Here is a 17,290-nt window from a genome sequence, read left to right as displayed (position 1 = left end):
TCACATCCCATTAAATTGCCTGTTAAACTATGTTGAGTTTTCCCAGAAGCCACCCACAACTTTGTCAAAGCTAATTTGCACTGACCTATTGAGTTTTGACAAAGTTCCAATCCCATCAAATTGCCTGTTAAACTATGTTGAGTTCCCCCGAAGGCCACTCACACTTTGTCAAAGCTAATTTGCACTGCCCTATTAAGCTTTGACAAAGTTGCCATGCACTGCATTTTGTAAGTAAACCTGATTGAAGTGAAAATCCTTTTTGTTTGTTATAGCTTGAATCCTGAACGCTAGTGAAGGATATGGAAGTTTAAGCTGTTGAGCAATAGATTTCTACGAACGTGGGATAACTAGAGCCAAAACAAAAAGATTGTAGCGTAAAGCAGGACTAACAGCTAATATTGCGGTAAAACTGCTTTTCAAAAAATCAAATATAATTTAGAAGTTAAAATTAGTTAATACGCTTTGTACTGCCATACCTGTAAGCCTAATTATACTTACATTTGTGTTATGAATACGGAAGAATTATTGCAACGTGCCTTAAACTTCGACTTTTTAACCAAAGAGGAAGGTATTTTTTTATATCATAATGCCAGCACAGCCGATTTGGCCTATGTGGCTAACGAACTGAGAAAAATACAGGTTCCAAGCGGGAAGGTTACTTGGCAAATAGACAGGAATGTAAATACAACCAATGTGTGTATTGCCAATTGTAAATTCTGTAATTTTTTTCGTAGGCCCGGACATGCCGAAAGCTACATTACCGATATTGAAACCTACAAAATTAAAATTGAGGAAACCTTTAGGTACGGCGGCGATCAGCTTTTATTACAAGGCGGACACCATCCGGATTTAGGTTTGGAGTTTTATACTACGCTATTTAAAAGGCTAAAGGAACTTTATCCAGACCTTAAATTGCATGCTTTAGGTCCGCCGGAAATTGCCCATGTTGCCAAACTGGAAGGCTTATCACATACGGAAGTGCTAAAAGCATTAAAAGAAGCAGGACTTGACTCGTTACCTGGAGCAGGTGCCGAAATTTTAAATGATAGGGTGCGCCGCTTAATTTCCAAAGGCAAATGTGGCGGTCAGGAATGGCTGGATGTGATGCGTGCCTGCCACCAATTAGATATTACCACCTCGGCAACGATGATGTTTGGCCATGTGGAAACCATTGAAGAACGTTTTGAGCATTTGGTTTGGATACGCGAAGTACAAAGCGAAAAACCTGCAGATGCGAACGGTTTCTTAGCATTTATACCTTGGCCTTTCCAAGATGATGGCACTTTACTTAAACGCTTGAGAGGCATAAGCAACAATGTTACCGGAGATGAATATGTGCGTATGATTGCGCTAAGCCGCATCATGTTACCTAACGTTAAAAACATTCAGGCTAGCTGGCTTACTGTTGGAAAAGCAGTTGCACAGTTGTGCTTACATGCAGGCGCTAATGATTTTGGCTCTATCATGATTGAGGAAAATGTAGTATCGGCCGCTGGAGCGCCGCACCGATTTACAGCAAAAGGAATACAACAAGCCATTAAAGAAGCTGGATTTGAACCTCAATTACGTGGGCAAAAATACAACTATCGTGAGCTACCTGAACAATTGGAAGAGCAGGTAATTAACTATTAAATAATTGAAAATGAGAAAAGTTGCGTTAGCTTGCGTGTTACTATTAGTGAGTAGTTTTGCCTTTGCACAAAAGAAATGGCATGCACAAAAACTAACTAAAAAGTTTACCGTCAACTTTCCATCAGCACCAACTAAAACGGCCGGAACTACTTTTGCTTTAAAAGATAGCACCAATGCAATTTATACCGCCACCTACAGTTTTATTGCGCAAAATTTAAAAATTGAAGAAAGAGCATTTACTAAACTTGTGACTACGAATGAGTTTGCTAACGAATTTTTAAACAGTTTACAAACTACGTTACCTCAATATGAGCTTTCGGAAATTAAAATTAAGCAGCATAAAAATTATGTAAGCTACCAAACAGAAGGGAAAAGCGAAACGCAACAAAAATCTATTTTTATGAACATCATTTTTGTTGACGGCATTTATTACAGCCTGTCATGCGCTTTACCTAATGGACAAGAAAGCGCTAATAAGGAGCTGTTTTTGCAGAGCTTTAAAATTTCTAAATAAAAAGTTCGGGCAAGTTTTACACCCGCCCGAACACCATTTAAACTACAAACTACAATTTGAAACCAGGTTTTAGGAAAAGGTTGGCTATGGTAACCACTTCCGCCTTAGTTAAAAATTCATCAAATGATTCTGCTGCTGCCGCTCTAGTTACTGCTGTACCGTTAATTGCAGTAATTTCAATGTTGGCCTGCACCGTGTTGTTTTCACGAGCATATACCGGATCTACCGCAGCAATACCTGTATCGTTAGAAACGCCACCGGCGCCTAAGCTAATCCAAGGTTTCAAACCTGTTGCACCGTTAGCTGCCAACATTTGGCGCAAGTGCGATGCATGGCGAGCCTCTACGGAGTGGATTTGAAGTGCAGTGGTTAATACAGCATTTCCTTTTAGCGCTGGCGCTTGTCCTTTGTAAGCTCTAACACCTGTATCTTCAAAAGCGGTAGCCACTTTTAGGAAAGTTACATAGTCTGAATATACTGTACCAAAAGTACCGCCTGCGGTAAAATCGAAGTTATCGTAAACCAACTCCGTTCTTGCGTTAGCACCCAAAGCACCTTTCAATAAATCTACGTGTGCTTTTTCGTGGTTCCTGATAGTAGTTATGGCACCATTTGGCGCACCTGCAGGAACCAAGTTAGGCGTTGCTACCAAAGCATGGTTATAAAAATGATATTCCAAATACTCTAAAGTTAGTGCAAAGTTAAGCACATCGTTAACTGTAGAAGGAGTGGTTTGTCCGTAGGCTTTGTTAAATAACGAACCTAAAGCTAAAGGTAATGCTGCCAATGAGATTTTTTTACCTACTTGGAAAAAATCCTGCATTGCTTTTCTACGTGGACTAATGCGCTCGTAAATCTCACCATCAACTTTCTCAATCTCGTCTAATATGTTTAAGATATTCATAATTTCTAGGTTTTAAAGATTAAAGATTAATCACGTTAATTTTAGTTTTGATGAATTTACTAGCAGCGTTTAATACCTTATCTGGTGTTAATGCACCATCTAAACCGCCTGCTACGTTGGCGCCAAGTGCGGTAAGATCATTAAGATCAGAGAAGCTACCGTTGCTAATTTGATCACGTACCCAGGCAGCATGACGTGCTTCTACAGATACAATTTGACCAGCGATTACCAAGTAGGCATCAGTTTTTAACCTCACTCCTGCACCGTTGTAGGCAGCTACACCTAAATCTTCGAAAGTTTTTGCGGCAGCTAATACGCTTGCGCCGTCACTGAAATTAATGGACGAAAAATCCACTTCCAAACTTCCAATTGCAGCAGTACCTAAGGCTTTCTTAAAAAATTCGCGGTGTGCAATTTCATGATACTGCACATCTTGAAAGTAATTTCTTTGAGCGGTAGTAAAGTTTGCTGGCGGATTTGCAGCAACTTGTGTGTAGAAAGCCGCTTCTAACTGCTCTAGTGCATAGGCATAGTTCAACACGCCGAAATCGTCTTTAAAATCCAGCGTTGCGCCAAAAGATAGTATTGGCGATCTGTCTTTTTTACATCCAGCGGTGGTAAGGGCTAGCGCCGCAGCTGAGGCTCCGGCATATTGTAAAAAAGCTCGTCGTTGCAATTTACCCGGAAAAACATCAGCTTCATTGGCAGAGGATGATTTGTTCACATTTAAATTTTCCATAATGCAAGTTTTAATTTGAATGAAAAGGTTGTTTGAAGTCATTTACGGTAATTATTGCGATACGGATTTCAGTACCGATACTTTTTTTTCGATTTACCTACATTTTTGATAAATTGAGCCAAACTAAAGCATGGCTACACTAAATACCATTATTGTTGACGATGAGGAATTTGCCCGCTCATCACTTTACTTTTTATTGCAAGAAAACTGCCCGCAGGTAAACATTTGTGGTATTGCAAAATCAGTTAGCGAGGCACGTACGCTGTTGCAGCAATATGAAATTGACCTTATTTTTTTGGATATTGCCATGCCAGGTGAAAATGGCTTTTCTTTAATTCCGCAGGTGCAGGAAGCCAACGCTACGGTGGTATTTACTACCGCTTATGATCAATATGCATTAAAGGCAATTAAAGCTAACGCCATCGATTACCTACTTAAACCAATTGATATCGATGAACTTATCGAAGCGGTAGAAAAAGCGGCTAAACACCATCTCCTTAAAACCAATGCGCTAATTAAAAATAGCAGCTTAAAAAATCTCGAAACTGATTTAAAAGAACAAAAAGGCATTAACAGGTTAACTTTACCTATTGGACAGGGTTACCGTGTAGTTGAGGTTGATGACATTATCCATATTGAAGCTGATAGTAATTATTCCATCTTCCATTTAAAAAATAGAGAAAAAGCCACCGTTTCGAAAGTGCTGAAAGACTATGAGGAAATTTTACCTGAAGACCGGTTTGTACGGGTACATAAATCGAGTATTGTTAACCTTAAATACGTAAAAGAGTACAGCAATAAAAACGGTTTGTTATTGTTATTGGTTAATGATGAGCGTATTGCGGTATCAAGAAGGCGGGCAAGTGATTTTTTTGACAAACTAAAGCTGTACGCCGTTTCGCAAAACGAAAAACCATAAGGCCTTGAGCACAATGAAAACCATTAAAATACTGAGTTATTGTTTTTATTTACTGCTGCTGATTGCTTCTAAAAGCTTGGCTCAAACTGTATTTTTACCACATTATACTACTAAAGATGGCTTACCCAGCAATAATTGTTTTTATACGTTACAGGATAAAAAAGGTTTCATTTGGGTTGCTACCGATGCAGGCGTAAGCAGATTTGATGGTTCGGTGTTTGAAAATTTTTCGGTAGATGACGGATTACCTGATAACCAAGTATTACAAATTAGGGAAGACAGCAAGGGAAGGCTTTGGTTTATGGCGCTAAATGGCCAGCTCAGTTATTTTTTGGATGGCAAAATACACAACGAAAGCAATGACGCAGCTTTAAAAGAACTTAATTTTAATGGTGTTGTAGTTTCTTTTTTGGAGGATAGTAAAGGAAATTTGTGGTTCGGCACCAACAATAACATCATCGGTTCGTGGGACGGCAAACAAACCAAAAAATTCTTATCAAATAACAGCCAATATAAATTTCAGAATGCTTTCATTTACGAAGATGAAAAAGGCAAAATTAGAGCGATCAACAAATCTGCAAACTTTGTTTTGGCAAACGGCAACTTTGTAAAAACTTCCAATAGCTTTTTCCCGCTATCCTACAAAGCAATTAACAAGCAACAGGATGCCATTTATTTTTTGAATGAAGAAGGTTTGCAATTGCTTAAAAATGGTACACAGACAACGGTCTTAAAATTAAACAAACAGCTCATCAATTCTGATTTGGGTTATATTTTTTTGGGAGAAAAACGTTTGTGGCTGGGCAATGAAAATGGTGTTTTCGGAATTGATATCGATGATCAAAACAATAAGCGATTTTTAGCCAATGTTGGCATTAACCAAACTATACGCGACAACCAGGGCAACCTGTGGTTTACTACCAAAAATGGCATCTATAAACTTCCCCAACTCAAAGATCAACTGTATACTTTTGGAAAAGTCAATGGATTGGAAAAGCCAATGGTTAAAAGTATCATTAAAGATAAAAGCAATCGTTTATGGCTAGGAAGTAGTGATGGCACCATTAATATTTTATTTATTGCTACGAAGAAAATTAATACCATTCAACTTCCTGATGCCAATAAGTTTGCAGTGATCAAACAATTGGTTAGAGACGATTTGAATAATCGCATTTTTTTCGCCTCCGACCTTGGACTGGGCTCTGTTAATTCCAATTATCCTCAATCCAACAGCTTTAAGTTTTTAAGGGAATTGAACGATAATGTATTTGTGATTAAAAATTTCACCATCGACTCAACTACCAAACTTACTTTATCGCTTTCCTCGGGGGTAGTAATTATCAACGATAGGAACAAGTTAGAATTTTCAGCTTTTAAGTATAAGGAACAAAGAGATTTTTTTAAAGACAGATCTTATCGGGTGTTTTACGATAAAGATCAAAACTTGTGGTTTTCAAACATTAGTGGATTATCGGAATTTAACCACAATAAGCTCAACAAACATTACGAGAAGTACAATATCCTTTCTAAGCGAATTAACGACATTAGACAACTTGCCGACGGCAGTATAGCAATGGCTACGGATGGTTATGGCATCGTTATTTTAAAAGACGGGAAAATTACCCACCTGCTCAATCACACCAAAGGCCTTAGCAGCAATATCATCAACAAACTTTTCGTACGCGATGGTTATTTGTGGGCCATTAGCAACACGGGTATTAACCGCATTTCTTTTAAACAAAAAAAAGCACAGGTAAGTGCATTTGACGATTTAAATGGCATTTTTTCCGACGATTTGAACGACTTATACATTGATAAAGACACTGCCTATTTTGCCACTAACAACGGCTTAGTTTATTTTAAATACAATCACACTTTACAACAAACCGAAGCTCCAAATATTTACATTACTTCGGTAGTGAATAATAAAGTTGCGTTAAATTTAACACAAAACAGTTTCAGTATTCCAACAAAAGATCTCAGTATTACCATTAATTATGCTGCCGTTGACTTTAAAAACAGGAATATCACTTACCGATACCGATTAAAGGGCAATCAATCTTGGATCGAAACTAAAAATCGCAGAGTCGAACTTTCGTCTTTAGAACCTGGACAATATATTTTTGAGGTGAGTGCAAAAAGCCAAAACAGTACTTGGAGCAAACCTGCAAAAATCAAACTAAACCTAGAAAAAAGGTTTTATCAATCGTGGTGGTTTATTGCCACAGCCCTATTACTTGGAGCATACCTTATTTATATCAGCAGTGTTAACATTACCAAGCGACAAAAAAATAAGGAGCAAGAAAAGCTACTGCTTAAAAACAGGATTTTAATGTTAGAACAGCAGGCATTACAGGCCATGATGAACCCGCATTTTGTATTCAACGTAATGAATTCTATCCAACATTTCATTAACACAAAAAATACCGCCTCCGCCAATAAAATCCTTACTGGTTTTGCAAAGCTGATTAGAAAGAACTTGGAAATATGTACGCAAAGCTACATTTCATTGGAAGAAGAACTAAACTATCTGCAGCTATATTTAACACTCGAAAAAAACCGATTTGGAGAGAAATTACAATTTAAAATAACAGTAGCTGATGACATTGACAAAGAGGAAACCTTAATTCCTTCGATGTTATTGCAGCCCTACATTGAAAATGCCATTTGGCATGGCATTATGCCTAAAGAAGAAGGTGGCAATATCAGCCTCGAAATCAAAGCTACGGCAAAAGACACATTGCTAATTAGTATTACTGATGATGGCGTTGGAATAGACAACTCCTTAGCTGAGAAAAAGCAAGGCCATAATAGTAAAGGAATGGATTTAACTAAGGAACGAATTAACCTACTGAATAAAATTGAAGCAAAACCTATACACCTTGACATTAAACAGAACGGAAAAACAGGCACAACAGTGACCTTAGAACTACCTTTGAACGCCTAAAATACCGTTCACTCAAATTTTACTACCACTCACTAAATAAGCATGTAAGTTCGTGTTTTTTGTATTAAACTTGTTATAAGAAATTAAGCAAACATTAATTGTTTGTTCTGAGAGCGTTCTTATAGGATTGACAAAGATATTTTTTAACCTAACCTAAAATCATATCTCAATTCAGGTTTCATTTGTGTGTTAAAAGCGTCCCGATTTTCGTAATTAGGACGCTTTTTTAGTTTATAACCAAGGGCTTATCACGAGGCGATTTTCGAGCCTAAAAAAATCAAAAAAAGTTTTCAAAAAGTGGTTTTTATTCTATTTTTGGGCCATTATAAAAATAAACAAACACAACTATTTTCTATTTCAGAAAACATTTTTGTAACTTTATTTAGAGCATTTAACTTTCGGAACTTTAACAATTTTTTGTGTAATGAAAACGCCAAAGAAACCTATTCAAAACAAGCCAACAGGCAAGCCAAATTCTAAGAAAGAGGAAATGGACGAGGAATTGGATGATATCCAAGATGAGAAAAACGTAGATGAGGATGAAGATGATTTTGACATGCCTCTTGACGACATTGATACCTTTGACAGTTTCGACGATGATGATGACGACTATTAATTAGATAGCAAACTCATAAAAAGAATACTAAATGCAAAAGCCCCTAATTTATCGGGGCTTTTTGTTATTTTAGCCCCACATGAAAGCCGTATTAGTTAACAACAAGCAAGCGCAACAGAAATTCCTTAACATCGTAGAGAAGCTCTACAGAGCAGATAAAGCATATATTAGGCCGCTTGACCAAGATGTAGAAAAGGTTTTTGACACTAAACATAATCCGTTTTTCAAACATGGACAATGCGTTAGATGGATTTTAGTTGACGATAAAAATAAAACCATCGGCAGGATAGCTGCATTCGTAAACGAAAAGAAGGCTTATGGCTATGAAGTTGCAACCGGTGGAGTTGGCTTTTTCGAATGTATCAATGATCAAAAGGCTGCTAACCTGCTGTTTGAAACGGCTAAACAATGGTTAAGCGAAAGGGGCATGAAAGCTATGGAAGGCCCCATCAATTTTGGTGAGAACGATAGTTTTTGGGGTTTGTTAGTGGAAGGCTTTATCCCTGCATCCTACGGTATGAATTATCATTTGCCTTACTACCATAATTTATTTAAAACCTACGGATTCGAAACGGCTTACGAACAAATTACCAATATCATCGATTTGACCATTCCATTTCCTGCAAGATTTACCAAAATTGCCAATTGGGTTGCAGCAAAACCTGGTTACACTTTCAAACACTTCGAGAAAAGCAAAGCCGAAAAATACATTAATGATTTAATGGAAATCTATAATGACGGCTGGAAAGATTTCGAAAATTTTGTTCCTATAAAAAAAGAAACATTGCAAGAGAGTTTCAAACAAATGGAGGTAATTATGGACGAAAACTTGATCTGGTTTGCGTACATCGACAATGAGCCTGCTTCATTTATAGTGCTAATTCCGGATGCAAATCAAATGATTACTGGCTTTAATGGAAAACTAGGTTTGTTGCAAAAGCTTAAATTTGCTTATAGACGATGGAGGGGCGTAAAACGGATGCGAGCAATAGTAATGGGCACTAAGCAAGCCTACCAGAAACATGGTTTAGAATCGGCCTTATTTATTAAACTCGGAGAGTATGTACTCCCAAAAAACCAATATACTGAACTAGAACTATCCTGGGTAGGCGATTTTAATGATAAAATGTTGGCGATACACGAAGCTACAGGTGCCAAATTTGCCAAGAAACATTTAACCTTAAGAAAAATGCTATAACTACGTTCACTTTAAAAAGCTAGCTAAAGTCCCAATTTATCGTATAAATCAATTACTTTTTTCTGCAATTTCATCACTTCAGCTTCCCGTTCAGTCAATTGCTTTTTTAACTCAGCTATTTCCTCAACTACCTCCTGAGATAGTGAAGATGTTTCTTGCCTAGAAATAACGGTGTTGATAGCGACATCAAAATATTTGGCAATTTGGGCTAAACGGGAGATATTGATATCTGTCTGTCCATTTTCTATTTTAGACAGTGCCGCAACGGAAATCCCCAAAGCACCAGCTACCTCAGTTTGTCCTTTCGATTTGGCCAACCGCAACTGCTTAATGTTCTCCCCTACGGATATGATTAATTTCTGATTGGCCAATTTTCTCTACTTTATTTTGTTTTTAACTGGTTGGCTAACTGATGTAAATCAAGTCCTGCGTAAGTACCAGAACTCATCATCAATAAATTAGTTTGCTGATAATTTAAACCTGTGAGGTAGGCCAACAACTCTTGCTGATTATCAAAATACAGTAACCGATCGTCTTCAAAAGCCTGTTTAATATCCTGCTCAGTCAATGGCTGCATCTTCTTTTGTTCAAAGGTTTTTGCATCAATATAAACAATGGCAATATCGGCATCGTTCATACATCCTTTATACTCTTTTAAAAAGTCCTTATTTAAACTGCTGAATGTATGCAATTCCATAAAAGCCACTAGTTTTCTGTCTGTGAATTGAGATTTTACCGCCTTAATAGTAGCTTTCAGTTTTGACGGTGAGTGAGCAAAATCTTTGTACACGTTGGTTTGATCCTTTGCACTAATCAACTCTAATCGCTTTGCGGCACCTGCAAAAGAACTAATTGCAGCATTAAAAACATCTTCGTTTATACCCAACTGAGCACATACATTTTTAGCAGCATTCAGGTTCATCAGGTTATGGTCGCCGAAAACATTCAAAGCCACATGCTGAGGCAATAAATAAGTAATGCCATTAACAACTTCATGTTCGGGTACACCATAAGGAATTTTAACCACATCAGCTGTTGATTGTGCTACAGTTTTTTTCAAGTCTTCATCCAATTCGCAATAAATCAATTTGCCTTTTGGAGTAATGGTATCGATGAATTTACTAAACTGCGCTATATAATTTTCAAAAGTCGGAAAAACATTGATATGGTCCCAGGCAATACCACTAATTACAGCGATATTGGCTTGATAGAGGTGGAACTTAGGTCTTCTATCAATTGGAGAAGCTAGATACTCATCGCCTTCAATCACCATAATCGGTGCGGTATCTGTCAACTTAACCATGGTTTCAAAGCCAGCAAGTTGCGCCCCTACCAAATAGTCAAACTCCTTTTGATGATAATTGAGCACATGCAAAATCATGGATGTGATGGTGGTTTTACCATGACTTCCGCCAATTACTACCCTGATTTTTTCTTTAGATTGCTCATAAATATACGCTGGATAAGAGTAGATTTTTAACTCTAGCTCTTGCGCCTTAATCAACTCCGGATTATCTACACGAGCATGCATACCTAAAATAATCACATCGATATCCGAGGTAATCCTATCCTCATCCCAACCCATTTCCACAGGCAAAAGCCCATATTTCGCCAAACGGCTCTTAGATGGTTCGTAAATCACATCATCAGAACCAGTAACATTAAAACCTTTTTGATGTAATGCAATGGCTAGATTATGCATTGCTGCGCCGCCTACGGCAATCAAATGAACTCTCATAATTAGCAAATTATCCAATTAGCCAATGAGCTAATTTTCTGTTTTCATAAATTTAGCGGCTACCCAATTATCTATTTTTTTATGGTTTTGATATTGGAGTCCAAACTTTTCGCAGTGCGATTGAATCATTTCCAAATCTGGTGTTTCATAAAACCCGCTGAAGAAAATATAGCCACCATTTTTTAATACTGAAGCATAACTTTCAATTTGATCCAGTAGAATATTTCTGTTGATGTTGGCCAAAATCACATCAAACTTTTGCTGAGGAATTACTTCCTTGCTGCCGTGCAATGATACGAGATTGTGCACTTCGTTCAGTTTAGCATTTTCTATAGCACTTTCGTAGCAAACCTCGTCATAGTCAATTGCTACGATGTTTTTAGCGCCTCTTTTCGCTGCTAAAATTCCTAAAATTGCGGTGCCTGCACCCATATCAAGTACGTCTGTACCTTCAAAATTAGTTTCCAAAATATATTGCATCATCATGGTAGTAGTTTGATGATGCCCGGTACCGAAAGACATTTTTGGATCAATCACTATTTCAAATTGATATTGAGGCTGTGCTTCGTGGAAAGTTGCCCTAACATAGCAATTATCACTAATAATTAAGGGACTAAAGTTGCTTTCCCACTCCTTGTTCCAGTTTTCGGTTACAATTTCCTCCACCTCGTAGCGTGTAGCAAGTTCATTGTGCTGTGCCAAAACAGCTTGAAGTTTCTCTTCTTCAAAACTGTCTTTTTGCACAAATGCATCAAAACCATTGTCGGTGTCGTCAAAAGTTTCAAAATCTATCTCTGCCAAATCGGCAATTAATAAATCTTTCTGGTATTCTTCAATTTCACCGAAGGCAAAACTTACTTTAAGATAGTCCATATTAAAAATAAAATAAGGTATACAAGCGCCATTGATTTGCCCGTATACCTTACGTAACTAAAATTATTTTAAGAATTTAATGCTTTAATGATGTCCGTAAAATCACGAGATTTCAACGATGCACCACCAATTAAGCCGCCATCAATATCCGCTTGAGCAAAAAGCTCCGGTGCATTTTTAGCGTTGCAACTTCCGCCATATAAAATGGTGGTGTCATCAGCTACGTTCATGCCATATTTAGCCTCAATTTTTGAGCGGATAAAAGCATGGATGTCCTGCGCTTGCTCTGGCGTAGCGGTTAAACCGGTACCAATTGCCCAAACTGGCTCATACGCTAGCACCACTTTTCCAAAATCTTCTGCACTTAAATCAAAAACACCTTCTTCCAATTGCGTTTCAATGATGTTAAAATAGCTACCGTTATTTCTTTCATCCAAAGTTTCGCCGATACAAAAAATTGGAGTTAAGTTATTAGCCAAAGCAGCTTTGGTTTTCTCTGCCAATAACTGATTACTTTCTGCGAAATATTGTCGGCGCTCCGAGTGACCGATAATAACGTAGTCAGAGCCAGTGGATTTGATCATCTTTGCAGAAATCTCGCCTGTATAGGCACCGCTTTCATTTTGGTGACAGTTTTGTGCACCTATCTTAACAACGCCAGCCGACAATTGAGCCAAACTGTTCAAATGAATATATGGCGCACAGATTACAGCAATTTGATCGCCTTTTTTCTCATCTCTCACCATGTTTACAATTTCCGAAAACAATGATACTCCTTCATTGTAATCGTTGTTCATTTTCCAGTTTCCTGCAACTATTTTTTTTCTCATTTTCTATTTTGGTTTTATGTTGGAATGTTATAAAGTTTGAAGTTGGAATGTTGGAAAAGAACCTTTAAACTTTTCAACTTTTTCAACCTTCGTTAAAAGTGCCTGTATGGTTTAGTGGTCTCAAAAATATGTGCAATGATATCCCTTTCCACCTCATCAAGCTTGGTATTTCGGCGTTCGTAAACCAAAGCCGCTGTCTGTAGCATTTTATCGAGCGTATAGATGTCAAATCCGTGGGCACCTCCCCACGCAAAATCTGGTACAAAGTTACGAGGAAAACCAGCGCCAAAAACATTAGCACTTACGCCTACAACCGTACCGGTGTTAAACATGGTGTTGATCGCACATTTAGCATGATCGGCCAAAATTAACCCACAAAATTGCAATCCCGTTTTCCTAAAGCTCTCTTTTTCATAATCCCACAACCTTACTTCGGCATAATTATTTTTAAGGTTAGAATTATTGCTATCGGCACCTATGTTACACCACTGTCCCATTACGGCATTACCCAAATAACCTTCGTGACCTTTTGAAGAATAGCCCCAAATCACCGCGTTATTAATTTCGCCTCCAACCCTACTAAATGGCCCTATGGTAGTTTTTCCATAAATTTTAGCCCCCATTTTCACCTGCGAATCGTGGCAAAGCGCAAAGGATCCTCGAATGTGGCAGCCTTCCCAAACCTCACTATTTTTGCCCAAGTAAACCGGACCTTGCAACGTATTAAAAGTACTGCACTCTGCAACGGCACCTTCCTCCACAAAAATATGATCGCCTAAAATAGTATTGGTATTGCTTAATTTAGCCGACGTCCGATTTTTGGTAAGCAATGCGAAATCCTTTTTAAGTTCCACATCATTGCAGCCAAAAATCTGCTCTGGATAATCTATTTTCACAAACCCAGAAAGGTATGCCACTCTTTCCAACTTGGACAAAGCTTCATGATAGTCGTTGATACCATTTCCGCGGTAAGCAATTACAATATCTGCGGCATGCAAAACCTGTCCTTCATGTAACGCTGTAACTGCTTCTATCAGTTCCTCATCTGGGCAAACGGAGCCATTAATTAAAAGTGTGGCATCCTTCGCTTTAAATTTTGTTTGCAGGTAAGCTTGCGTATGAAAACCAAAATCAGTTTGTAGGTGGTGCGACCATTTTTCAGCAATGGTTAAAATGCCCAACCTTAAGTCAGCTACCGGTCTGGTAAAAGTAAGTGGCCTAAGTGTAAACCACGATTTGTCATCAAATAGATTGATTGCCATAAGCAACAAAAATAAAAAAAGTCCCGAAGCTTAAGCCCGGGACTTTGAAAAAAATATGTTTTAAGCTAAAATTATTTTTTAGCGTAACGGTTTTTGAATTTATCGATACGACCAGCTGTATCTACTAACTTCATTTTACCAGTATAAAACGGGTGTGAAGTGTGAGAAATCTCTAATTTGTAAAGAGGGTACTCATTACCATCTTCCCATTTAATCGTTTCTTTCGTGTCAACACAAGATTTAGTTAAGAAAGAATAGTCGTTAGACATATCTTTAAATACAACAAATCTGTAGCTTGATGGATGCAAATCTTTTTTCATTTTCTTTATTTTTTGTTTGAAACCTCAACCTCATTGTTGCAATTTGCTGGCAAAAATGTTGATGGATGCTTCTATAAATCTTTAACTCTATAATTTTAGAGGTGCAAATATCAAGATAATTTTTGATACTAGCAAGTGCGATGTAATTTTATTTAAAAATTGTAAAGTTTCGGATTAAAAGCAAGTGAACGAATGCAAATCAGCTGGTTTTCCTTACAAACGCATAACACAAAAATTTTTCCACCAGCGTCATCATACTTGAAAACTAAATGAAAATTGAGATAAGCTGAATGTAATTTTCACAAAACAAATTGAACGCAAATTGCATTATATCTTAAAAAAAAATATGGCAAAAGTAACAGCGGGTGAACTAATCACACTCAATATCGGCAATCAAAAAATAACTATTAAAGTAGAAGATGCTTCTAAAAGCGATTTCATTTCTGGCAAAGTAGAAAGCAGCAGTTCGGAAAGCTATAAAGAGGGAAATGTGTATGAATTTAATCGCGATTTACTTAACGATTAGCACATAAAAACACGAAGTCACCAAGAGGTTAAGCCTTCGAATATTTGTTCCAAATCTCCAGCTTTGCTTTCTGTCGTGCAAGGTACGCATCGGCAATTACCTGGCCGGCACTGGCATTTTCTGCACTTTCTAAAAGCTGCTTCAACTTATCTTGGTCTACATCGGCACGATAAAGAATTTGTACCAATTTAGGAAAATCATCCTCTACCAAATACTCAAAAGCTTTGATCAAAACATCTCGCAAATGTTCCTCGCTCATATTTTCTGGCAGTTCAAAATCTTTGCCCACCATTTTACTCAACGACATTCCGCTCATTTAATTTCCTGACAAAGTTCTATCAAAACGCCATGTGTATTTTTTGGATGCACAAAACAAATCAGTTTGTTATCTGCTCCATTTTTAGGCGTTTCGTTCAACAGTACAAAGCCCTCTTTCCTTAATCTATCCATCTCGGCATAAATATCATCTACATCAAAAGCAATATGGTGTATGCCCTCTCCTTTTTTAGCAATGAACTTGGCAATAGCACTATCTTCAGAAGTACTTGATAACAGTTCAATTTTGTTTTCACCGGTTTTGAAAAAAGCGGTATCAACGCTTTCGCTGGCTACAGTTTCCGTTTTATAGCAATTCGTACCCAACAATTGTTCGTATAGGGAGATGGCCTTGCCCAAATCAGCCACAGCTATGCCAATGTGCTCTATTTTGTTCATGTTCTTTAGTCTGAAAGTCAGCTGTTCGAGGTCGGAAGTGATAGTCGTTGCTCAGCGCAAAACATCAAACAACAACCATACAACTGTTCTCGTTAACAGAATGTAAAAATGCAGGTTTTATCTATAGGTTCATAGGTATAAATTATAATTGTTAGGAAAGTTTTTTTGTATCTTTGTAGTGTTAAAAGCCGAAGCCTTAAAGCTTATGGCTTAAAGCTCAACAAAATATGCAGCTTTGAGCTTCTACTTTAAGTGTTCAGCTAAATTTTTAAAAAACGATACAAGAATGGAACTTCCTATTTATTTAGATAACAATGCTACTACACCACTTGATCCAAGAGTGCTTGAAGCGATGATGCCTTATTTCACCAATAAATTTGGTAATGCGGCTAGTCGTAACCATGCTTTTGGTTGGGTTGCCGAAGAAGGCGTGGATTATGCCCGCGAACAAGTTTCGAAATTGATTGGCTGTTCAGAGAAAGAAATCATCTTTACTTCTGGTGCTACCGAGGCAGACAACTTGGCCATCAAAGGTGTTTTTGAAATGTATGCAGACAAAGGTAATCACATCATTACTGCTACTACAGAGCACAAAGCTGTGTTAGATACTTGCAAACATTTAGAAAAACTGGGTGCTAAAGTAACCTATCTAAATGTAAAAGAAGATGGTTTAATTGACCTTCAAGAACTTGAAGCAGCAATGACGCCAGAAACGATATTGGTTGCGATCATGTATGGAAATAATGAGATTGGTGTAATTCAGCCAATTAAAGAAATTTCTGCCATTGCACACAAACATGGTGCTTTGTTCATGACTGATGCTACACAAGCAGTTGGTAAAATTCCGGTGGATGTTAATACTGACGGCATTGACTTAATGGCATTTAGCGCACACAAAATGTACGGCCCTAAAGGTGTAGGTGCTTTATATGTACGCAGAAAAGGACCAAGAGTTAAAGTAACTGCTCAAATGGATGGCGGTGGCCACGAACGCGGCATGCGCTCTGGAACATTAAACGTACCTGGAATTGTTGGCTTAGGTAAGGCTTGCGAACTTTGCCGCCTGGAGATGGAAGATGAAGCAAAACGTTTATCTGCTTTGCGTGATAAATTAGAAAATGCATTGACAGAATTGGAAGAAAGTTATGTAAATGGTAATAGAGAGCATCGTTTACCTCACGTAGCCAATATTTCTTTCAAATATGTTGAGGGAGAAGGTTTGATGATGGCAATGAAAGACATGGCTGTTTCTTCCGGATCTGCTTGTACTTCAGCTTCGTTAGAACCATCTTACGTATTGAAATCATTAGGCCTTTCTGATGATTTGGCACACTCTTCGATCCGTTTTGGTTTAGGTAGATTTACTACAGAAGAAGAAGTTGACTACGCAATTGAAAATACCAAGAAAGCAGTAAACCATTTGAGAGACCTTTCTCCACTTTGGGAAATGTTTAAAGAAGGTATCGACTTGAGTAAAATTGAGTGGGCAGAACACTAGGAAGAGTTACGATTGTAGATTTACGAATTACGATTTGAAATCGGCAATCATTAAAATAAA

The 17,290-nt window shown here is 37.7% G+C and carries 18 protein-coding genes; 8 read left to right on the top strand and 10 right to left on the bottom strand.

The features are described 5' to 3' along the window. The first annotated feature begins 507 nt into the window (after positions 1-507). Positions 508-1,632 carry a cyclic dehypoxanthinyl futalosine synthase gene (gene mqnC / locus DUT68_RS03040; protein WP_113635662.1) on the top strand — a complete coding sequence of 375 codons (1,125 nt, stop codon included), beginning with the start codon at positions 508-510 and terminating at the stop codon, positions 1,630-1,632. 10 nt (positions 1,633-1,642) lie between these two features. Further along, entirely contained in the window at positions 1,643-2,146 is a 504-nt protein-coding gene (locus DUT68_RS03035) for a hypothetical protein (protein ID WP_113635660.1), read from the top strand. A 49-nt stretch (positions 2,147-2,195) separates the two neighbouring features. Here the strand turns inward: DUT68_RS03035 and DUT68_RS03030 are convergent, their stop codons facing one another. Next, the gene (locus DUT68_RS03030) at positions 2,196-3,050 is read right to left on the bottom strand and encodes a ferritin-like domain-containing protein (protein ID WP_113635658.1); all 855 of its coding nucleotides are present in this window, start codon (positions 3,048-3,050) and stop codon (positions 2,196-2,198) included. 19 nt (positions 3,051-3,069) lie between these two features. After that, entirely contained in the window at positions 3,070-3,789 is a 720-nt protein-coding gene (locus tag DUT68_RS03025) for a ferritin-like domain-containing protein (RefSeq protein WP_113636282.1), read from the bottom strand. Between the two features lie 130 nt (positions 3,790-3,919). Between DUT68_RS03025 and DUT68_RS03020 the strand changes: the two genes are divergently transcribed. The 4 genes from DUT68_RS03020 to DUT68_RS03005 all read left to right on the top strand — a co-directional run bounded on the left by DUT68_RS03020 (position 3,920) and on the right by DUT68_RS03005 (position 9,469). After that, the gene (locus DUT68_RS03020) at positions 3,920-4,708 is read left to right on the top strand and encodes a LytR/AlgR family response regulator transcription factor (RefSeq protein ID WP_113635656.1); all 789 of its coding nucleotides are present in this window, start codon (positions 3,920-3,922) and stop codon (positions 4,706-4,708) included. A gap of 13 nt (positions 4,709-4,721) precedes the next feature. Next, positions 4,722-7,655, top strand: coding sequence for a sensor histidine kinase (locus DUT68_RS03015; RefSeq protein WP_113635654.1), 2,934 nt, complete (start codon positions 4,722-4,724; stop codon positions 7,653-7,655). 424 nt (positions 7,656-8,079) lie between these two features. After that, positions 8,080-8,271: a hypothetical protein gene (locus tag DUT68_RS03010; RefSeq protein WP_113635651.1), complete on the top strand. Its 192-nt coding sequence runs from the start codon at positions 8,080-8,082 to the stop codon at positions 8,269-8,271. Positions 8,272-8,350: 79 nt separating this feature from the next. Beyond that, on the top strand, positions 8,351-9,469 hold the full coding sequence (locus tag DUT68_RS03005) for a GNAT family N-acetyltransferase (protein ID WP_113635649.1): 1,119 nt from the start codon (positions 8,351-8,353) through the stop codon (positions 9,467-9,469). Between the two features lie 23 nt (positions 9,470-9,492). Here the strand turns inward: DUT68_RS03005 and DUT68_RS03000 are convergent, their stop codons facing one another. From DUT68_RS03000 to DUT68_RS02975, 6 genes are all read right to left on the bottom strand, one after another. Then, positions 9,493-9,840 (bottom strand): helix-turn-helix domain-containing protein, encoded by a 348-nt coding sequence (locus DUT68_RS03000; RefSeq protein WP_237088247.1) that lies wholly within the window; start codon positions 9,838-9,840, stop codon positions 9,493-9,495. Positions 9,841-9,851: 11 nt separating this feature from the next. After that, entirely contained in the window at positions 9,852-11,207 is a 1,356-nt protein-coding gene (locus DUT68_RS02995; protein ID WP_113635647.1) for a UDP-N-acetylmuramate--L-alanine ligase, read from the bottom strand. A 30-nt stretch (positions 11,208-11,237) separates the two neighbouring features. Beyond that, the gene (gene prmA / locus DUT68_RS02990; RefSeq protein ID WP_113635645.1) at positions 11,238-12,080 is read right to left on the bottom strand and encodes a 50S ribosomal protein L11 methyltransferase; all 843 of its coding nucleotides are present in this window, start codon (positions 12,078-12,080) and stop codon (positions 11,238-11,240) included. A 68-nt stretch (positions 12,081-12,148) separates the two neighbouring features. Next, positions 12,149-12,910 (bottom strand): triose-phosphate isomerase, encoded by a 762-nt coding sequence (gene tpiA / locus DUT68_RS02985; RefSeq protein ID WP_113635643.1) that lies wholly within the window; start codon positions 12,908-12,910, stop codon positions 12,149-12,151. Between the two features lie 92 nt (positions 12,911-13,002). After that, positions 13,003-14,172: a putative sugar nucleotidyl transferase gene (locus DUT68_RS02980; protein ID WP_113635641.1), complete on the bottom strand. Its 1,170-nt coding sequence runs from the start codon at positions 14,170-14,172 to the stop codon at positions 13,003-13,005. A 71-nt stretch (positions 14,173-14,243) separates the two neighbouring features. Further along, positions 14,244-14,492: a type B 50S ribosomal protein L31 gene (locus tag DUT68_RS02975; RefSeq protein ID WP_113635639.1), complete on the bottom strand. Its 249-nt coding sequence runs from the start codon at positions 14,490-14,492 to the stop codon at positions 14,244-14,246. A 346-nt stretch (positions 14,493-14,838) separates the two neighbouring features. Between DUT68_RS02975 and DUT68_RS02970 the strand changes: the two genes are divergently transcribed. Continuing rightward, entirely contained in the window at positions 14,839-15,018 is a 180-nt protein-coding gene (locus DUT68_RS02970; RefSeq protein ID WP_113635637.1) for a hypothetical protein, read from the top strand. 28 nt (positions 15,019-15,046) lie between these two features. On the opposite strand, the gene DUT68_RS02965 is transcribed toward DUT68_RS02970, so the two are convergent. Then, positions 15,047-15,325 carry a hypothetical protein gene (locus DUT68_RS02965; RefSeq protein WP_113636278.1) on the bottom strand — a complete coding sequence of 93 codons (279 nt, stop codon included), beginning with the start codon at positions 15,323-15,325 and terminating at the stop codon, positions 15,047-15,049. A gap of 5 nt (positions 15,326-15,330) precedes the next feature. Then, positions 15,331-15,732 (bottom strand): methylmalonyl-CoA epimerase, encoded by a 402-nt coding sequence (gene mce, locus DUT68_RS02960; protein WP_113635635.1) that lies wholly within the window; start codon positions 15,730-15,732, stop codon positions 15,331-15,333. Between the two features lie 286 nt (positions 15,733-16,018). Here mce and DUT68_RS02955 point away from each other — a divergent pair, with 286 nt between their 5' ends. Next, a complete protein-coding gene (locus DUT68_RS02955) occupies positions 16,019-17,230 on the top strand; it encodes an IscS subfamily cysteine desulfurase (RefSeq protein WP_113635633.1) in 1,212 nt (403 codons plus the stop codon). Positions 17,231-17,290: the final 60 nt, after the last annotated feature.

The organism is Pedobacter zeaxanthinifaciens (genome assembly GCF_003313335.1).
GTDB lineage: Bacteria > Bacteroidota > Bacteroidia > Sphingobacteriales > Sphingobacteriaceae > Pedobacter > Pedobacter zeaxanthinifaciens.
This window is presented reverse-complemented; position numbering and strand designations above follow the sequence as displayed.

Coding starts and splice junctions, on each gene's coding strand:
- mqnC (WP_113635662.1), top strand. CDS start 508: ATGAATACGGAAGAATTATTGCAACGTGCCTTAAACTTCGACTTTTTA.
- DUT68_RS03035 (WP_113635660.1), top strand. CDS start 1,643: ATGAGAAAAGTTGCGTTAGCTTGCGTGTTACTATTAGTGAGTAGTTTT.
- DUT68_RS03030 (WP_113635658.1), bottom strand. CDS start 3,050: ATGAATATCTTAAACATATTAGACGAGATTGAGAAAGTTGATGGTGAG.
- DUT68_RS03025 (WP_113636282.1), bottom strand. CDS start 3,789: ATGGAAAATTTAAATGTGAACAAATCATCCTCTGCCAATGAAGCTGAT.
- DUT68_RS03020 (WP_113635656.1), top strand. CDS start 3,920: ATGGCTACACTAAATACCATTATTGTTGACGATGAGGAATTTGCCCGC.
- DUT68_RS03015 (WP_113635654.1), top strand. CDS start 4,722: ATGAAAACCATTAAAATACTGAGTTATTGTTTTTATTTACTGCTGCTG.
- DUT68_RS03010 (WP_113635651.1), top strand. CDS start 8,080: ATGAAAACGCCAAAGAAACCTATTCAAAACAAGCCAACAGGCAAGCCA.
- DUT68_RS03005 (WP_113635649.1), top strand. CDS start 8,351: ATGAAAGCCGTATTAGTTAACAACAAGCAAGCGCAACAGAAATTCCTT.
- DUT68_RS02995 (WP_113635647.1), bottom strand. CDS start 11,207: ATGAGAGTTCATTTGATTGCCGTAGGCGGCGCAGCAATGCATAATCTA.
- prmA (WP_113635645.1), bottom strand. CDS start 12,080: ATGGACTATCTTAAAGTAAGTTTTGCCTTCGGTGAAATTGAAGAATAC.
- tpiA (WP_113635643.1), bottom strand. CDS start 12,910: ATGAGAAAAAAAATAGTTGCAGGAAACTGGAAAATGAACAACGATTAC.
- DUT68_RS02980 (WP_113635641.1), bottom strand. CDS start 14,172: ATGGCAATCAATCTATTTGATGACAAATCGTGGTTTACACTTAGGCCA.
- DUT68_RS02975 (WP_113635639.1), bottom strand. CDS start 14,492: ATGAAAAAAGATTTGCATCCATCAAGCTACAGATTTGTTGTATTTAAA.
- DUT68_RS02970 (WP_113635637.1), top strand. CDS start 14,839: ATGGCAAAAGTAACAGCGGGTGAACTAATCACACTCAATATCGGCAAT.
- DUT68_RS02965 (WP_113636278.1), bottom strand. CDS start 15,325: ATGTCGTTGAGTAAAATGGTGGGCAAAGATTTTGAACTGCCAGAAAAT.
- mce (WP_113635635.1), bottom strand. CDS start 15,732: ATGAACAAAATAGAGCACATTGGCATAGCTGTGGCTGATTTGGGCAAG.
- DUT68_RS02955 (WP_113635633.1), top strand. CDS start 16,019: ATGGAACTTCCTATTTATTTAGATAACAATGCTACTACACCACTTGAT.